The organism is Streptacidiphilus neutrinimicus (assembly GCF_000787815.1).
In the GTDB taxonomy this organism is placed as follows: domain Bacteria; phylum Actinomycetota; class Actinomycetes; order Streptomycetales; family Streptomycetaceae; genus Streptacidiphilus; species Streptacidiphilus neutrinimicus.
The window spans coordinates 43,140-48,414 of the sequence record NZ_BBPO01000034.1 but is presented as its reverse complement, the minus strand read 5'-3'; the positions used below and the strand labels follow the sequence as shown (position 1 = coordinate 48,414).

General features: G+C 72.0%; 4 protein-coding genes. 3 read left to right on the top strand and 1 reads right to left on the bottom strand.

Annotated elements, in window-relative coordinates:
* The 3 genes from TR48_RS40705 to TR48_RS21640 form a co-directional block, all read left to right on the top strand.
* Positions 1-178, top strand: a 178-nt coding sequence (locus TR48_RS40705; protein ID WP_161789878.1) for an RICIN domain-containing protein, incomplete at its 5' end; no start/stop codon positions are given.
* 247 nt (positions 179-425) lie between these two features.
* Positions 426-2,600, top strand: a complete 2,175-nt coding sequence (locus tag TR48_RS21645) for a cellulose binding domain-containing protein (protein ID WP_152628096.1) — start codon at positions 426-428, stop codon at positions 2,598-2,600.
* Positions 2,601-3,355: 755 nt separating this feature from the next.
* Positions 3,356-4,753, top strand: a complete 1,398-nt coding sequence (locus TR48_RS21640) for a dipeptidase (RefSeq protein WP_236652259.1) — start codon at positions 3,356-3,358, stop codon at positions 4,751-4,753.
* A 282-nt stretch (positions 4,754-5,035) separates the two neighbouring features.
* Here the strand turns inward: TR48_RS21640 and TR48_RS21635 are convergent.
* On the bottom strand, positions 5,036-5,275 hold a 240-nt coding region (locus TR48_RS21635; protein ID WP_042369878.1), incomplete at its 5' end, for a SpoIIE family protein phosphatase.

Sequence of the window (5,275 nt, the reverse complement as noted above, 5' to 3'; positions counted from 1 at the left end):
CCAGTGGCCGTGCAACGGCCAGGCCAACCAGCAGTGGCGGCTCAACGGTGACGGTTCGGTGACCGGGGTCCAGTCCGGGCTGTGCCTGGACGTCACCGGTGCCTCGACCGCCGACGGCGCCCTGGTCCAGCTGTGGACGTGCAGCGGCCAGAGCAACCAGCACTGGACCCTCGGCTGACCTACCCCCCCAACCCCGGCAACGCCCCCGCGCAGCGGGCGCCGGAGCCGGAGCGACGGGACCGTGAAAGCTACACGGGCCGAATCCCCTCCATCACCGCAGGTGAGCCCACCAGAGGGCACCCTCGCCAGGCGGCACCGTTGACGCCCTGCCGGGCCCCGGCCCACCGTCGGGGCACCGCCGGCGGTCCGGACTCCTCTTCGCCCGCGACGCTCCGGCGTCACCCACCCGTCTGGAGAGACAAGTCATGCCCATGCGATCCCGAGCGCGCAGGTTACGCCTGCCTGCCGCCCTGGCCACGGCCGCCCTTGTGGCCGCCGCTCCGCTGTGGAGCTCCGCGCCGAGCGCCGGCGCGGTCACCTTCGCCGCCACCGCTGCCACGGTGAGGGTCAACGCCGCACAGTCCGTGGCCACCGTGCCCGCCACCGCCATCGGCACCAACGCCTCGGTCTACGACAGCAAGCTGAGCGACGCCGCTGTCCCGGGGCTGCTGAAGCAGGCCGGCGTCGGCCTGGTGCGCTTCCCCGGCGGCAGCTCGTCCGACAGCTACGACTGGAAGACCAACAGCGACCTCGCCAACGGACCGCAGGCGGTGGACTTCGACCAGTACGCCACCATGCTCCAGCAGTCCGGCGCCCAGGGCATGGTGACGGTGAACTACGGCAGCGGCGACGTCATAGGCGCCGCCGAGAGCCCGGCCGAGACCGGCGCGCAGCTGGCGGCCGACTGGGTGCGGTACGCCAACGTCACGCACGACTACCACATCAAGTACTGGGAGATCGGCAACGAGGTCTACGGCAACGGCACGTACGGCGCCGACTGGGAGACCGACAAGCACTGCTCCACCGGCACGAACCCGACCGACTGCGGGCCCGCGGTCTACGCGCAGAACGTCAAGGCCTACATCGCGGCGATGAAAGCCGTGGATCCGACCATCCAGGTCGGCGTGGTGCTGACCGCGCCCGGCAACTGGCCGGACGGCTCCACCTCGGCGGGCAGCCCGCAGCCGTGGAACCAGACCGTGATGACGGCGCTGGCCGGCCAGATCGGATTCGCGGACGTGCACTGGTACCCGCAGAACCCGAGCAGCGTCACCCCGCCCGGCCCGACCGACGCCGGCCTGCTCGCCGACGCGGCCCAGATCCCCACGATGCTCGGCACCTTGCGCTCCCAGCTCGGCCAGTACGCGGGCAGCAGCTCGGTACCGATCATGGTGACCGAGACCAATTCGGTCTCGTCCAACCCCGGCAAGCAGACCGTCGGTCTGGTCAACGCGCTGTTCCTGCCGCAGGACTACCTCGGCTGGCTCGCAGGCGGCGTCGCGGGCGTGGACTGGTGGCAGATCCACAACGGCATCGTGACCACCGGAGACAACGGCTCCTCGCTCTACGGCTCGGCCGGCTACGGCGACTACGGCATGCTCGCCGACGGGAGCTGTGGCACCGTCAGCGGCACTCAACTGTGCGAGCCCTCCGCCGACACGCCGTTTCCCGCCTACAACGGGCTGACGCTGCTCAGCCGGTTCGTCCACCCGGGCGACACCCTGGTCTACGCCGGTTCGAGCCAGTCCCTGCTGCACGCCTACTCGGTGAAGGTCGCCGACGGCTCGCTGCGCGTCCTGCTGGTGAACGACGACCCGGCCAACGGCTACCAGGTGAGCCTGAACTACGCGGGATTCACCCCCGCTTCGGGGACGCCGACGGTGACCACGATGGCAGGGGCCGCGGCGGCGCTGACCACCGCCAGCGCCGGCACCGCCGGATCGCAGACCGTCGCGCCGTACAGTGCGGTGCTCCTCACCCTGCAACCGGGCAGCGCGACCGCCCCGCCGACCACCCCCGGCACGCCGGCCGCCTCGGCCGTCACCAGCACCTCGGTCAACCTGAGCTGGACCCCGTCGACCAGCTCCACCGGCTTGGCGGGCTACGACGTGGTGCAGGTGGCCGGCAGCGCCGAGACCGTCGTGGCCTCCCCGACCAGCCCGAGCGCGACGGTGAGCGGCCTCCAGCCAGGCACCGGCTACACCTTCGCCGTCTACGCCAGGGACACGGCCGGCGACCGCTCGTCCCGCTCCGGCACCGTCACGGTGACCACGGCGGCCGCGACGGGCGGCGGCTGCAGGGTCGGCTACACGGTGAACGACTGGGGCAGCGGTTTCACCGCCGCCCTGGTCCTCACCAACACCGGCAGCACGCCGGTCAACGGCTGGACGCTCTCCTTCCGCTGGCCCGGCAACCAGCAACTGAGCAACGGCTGGAACGCCACCTGGACCCAGTCGGGCAGCACGGTGACGGCGACCAGCCTCTCCTACAACGGCGCCCTCGCACCGGGTGCGAGCACCACCGTCGGGTTCAACGCGGCGTACTCGGGCGGCAACCAGGCCCCCAGCGGCTTCACGCTCAACGGCGCGGCCTGCGGCTGACCCGCCCCGGGCCTCACCGGAGCGCGGAGCGCGAGCGCCGACCACGAGACCTGCGGCGGCTCGACGGTGAGAACCCGTAGGCGGTGCTTTCCGCGCTGTGGTTCGTGGTGAGGTCACCCGGCGCTGCTCGGCCAGGGTGTCCTCCGGGCAGAGGTCCGGGTCGGCGAGGGCGATCGCCTCGGCGACCCGGAACAGCCAGAGGGACCGCACAACGACCGTGACCTGCGCGGCTTTCGACAGGTCACGGTCGACCAGGCAGGCCGCGGCCCGGGCGTCGTCGACGCGGACGGTCATCCGGCGGGTCCTCCCGGGCAGCCGGGTGACCTGGACACGGCACGCAGAGGCCGCGGGGCCGACGCGGACTCCAGCCCAGCCCGGTGCGCCACGGGGCCGTGTGTCAACGGACACGCCCAAATCCCTCTCGGCGGACATTTTGGTTCTTTCCTGGCGGACAGCTGATCTCCCTGCGCTGTGTGATTAGTTGTCACCTGTCCGGGTAAACCGTGCTTCGAAATCCCGTTGCCGGCCGAAGCGGCCGCATACGATCCTCCTGGCATGGACCTTCCACAGCCGGTGATCGAACTGGACGACCTGACACTGCGCCGGCTGTCCCGATGGGAACCCGTCCTGTCCAGGGGAGGCGTTTCGACGGCGGTCAGGAGATGCGCGCGACGCGGCAGCCGGCTGGCGAGCCAGGGCGGCGTACGAGCGCCTGCGGGGCCCCTTCTGCGCGGTACTGGACTTGGAGGAGACCCATGGCGTCGTCTGTCGCACCTCCGCCCGGCGGCCACATGGTCACTGCCGAGCAGATCGCGGCGTGGATGCCCCAGGCGGAACGGGACCTGCAGGCCCTGGTCGCACTGCCCTCAGTCGCCGATCCCCAGCTCTACGACCTCGGGCCCTGCAGCGAGGCCTCCCGGTTCACTGCTCGGGCGCTCCGGTCCGCGGGACTGATGGACGTCCGGGTGGTCGATGTTGGCGACGCCGCCCCCACGGTGGTGGGCCGCAGTCCTGCCCCTCCTGGAGCCCCGACCGTGTTGCTCTACGCGCACTACGACGTGCAGCCGCCGGGTGACCTGGACGAATGGCGGTCTCCGCCCTTCGAACTGAGCGCCCGGGGAGGGCGCTGGTACGGGCGCGGGGCAGCGGACTGCAAGGGCAACGTCGTCGCCCACCTGACCGCGCTGCGTACCCTCGGCGAGCGGCTGCCAGTCGGGGTGACGGTGCTGATCGAGGGCGCTGAGGAGCAGAGTTCACACGGCCTGACGCGTTACGTGACCCAGCACCCGAGCGAGCTCCACGCCGATGCCGTGATCATCGGCGACAGCGGGGGAGCGGCGGAGGGGATCCCCGCCCTGACCGTCGCCCTGCGCGGAGTCGTGAACCTCGTCGTCTCCGTGACGACCATGCGAGCCGCCGTGCACAGCGGCATGTTCGGCGGACCCGCCCCGGACGCGCTCGCCGCCCTGATCCGCATCCTCGACTCCCTCTACGACGCCCGGGGGAACACCGTCATCGAGGGAGTGCCGCCCTCGGATGCCTGGCACGGCGCGCCTTACCCCGATGCGGCCTTCCGCCGTGAGGTGGGCTTGGCGGAGGGTGTCCAGCTGATGGGAACCGGAAGCGTCGCCGAGCGGTTGTGGGCTCGGCCCGCGGTGACGGTGCTGGGCATCGACTGCCCGCGGGTCGTCGGATCGTCGATGAGCGTGTCCGCGCGCGCCCGCGCCCGCGTGAGTCTTCGCATTCCTCCCGGCGTCGATACCCAGTCCGCCGCCGTGGCCCTCACCGCGCACCTCCAGGCGCGCGCCCCCTGGCATGCGCAGGTCAGCACGCAGCTCGCAGGCGCGGTGGCTCCCGTGCAGACGCCGTTGAGCGGCACCGCGCACGTCACCGCTGGCGACGCCCTGGCCCTCGCCTACGGCCGCCCACCGGTGTTGCGCGGGGACGGCAGGTCTGTGCCGGTGTGCGCGGCCCTGGCCGAGACCCTTCCTTCGAGCGAGATGGTGGTCCTCGGTGTCGAGGAGCCCGCGTGCCGCGTCCACGCACCGAACGAGAGCGTCGCCCCGGCCGAGATCGCCAGGATCGCCCTGTCCGAGGCGCTCTTCCTGCAGACCTACGCTCAGCGCGAAGGGAACTGCGGCCGGACGCCGTGACGGGTGCGCTCCCGGGCCCGGGGATTGCGCGCAACTCGTCGCGGACCCGTTGCCCCGCCCGCGCGGGCACGGCCAGCTCCGTGCACCTCGGCGCCCCGGTCCTGGGCTCCCTGGCAGGGCGGATGCTCGGGTCTCCGCGCCGCCTTCGGGTGGCTCGCCTCAGCCGTGCTGCGCGTCGGTGACCAGGGCCAGGCCCGACGTCGTCGGCGACGACCGCCTGGTTGGTCGGCGGGCGGCGGGTGAGCGCTGGCCCCCGTTCGCGGGGGAGGCCGGCGTGCGCGGTCAGCGGCTGATGTGGATGGCGCAGATGTCGTCGGAGCGGGTCTGCGGGTCGACCAGGGCGTCCAGGAGTTCGTCGAGGAAGGAGGCCGCTTCCACGCAGGCCGGCACGGTGCGGGCCAGCCGGTCCAGACCCTCGTCGATGAGCTCGTTCGCGTGCTCGATCAAGCCGTCGGTGTAGAGCAGGAGGTGGTCGCCGGGCAGCAGTTGCAGAGTGGAGGCTCGATAGTGGGGCGTGGCGGT

Coding starts and splice junctions, on each gene's coding strand:
- TR48_RS21640 (WP_236652259.1), top strand. CDS start 3,356: ATGGCGTCGTCTGTCGCACCTCCGCCCGGCGGCCACATGGTCACTGCC.
- TR48_RS21645 (WP_152628096.1), top strand. CDS start 426: ATGCCCATGCGATCCCGAGCGCGCAGGTTACGCCTGCCTGCCGCCCTG.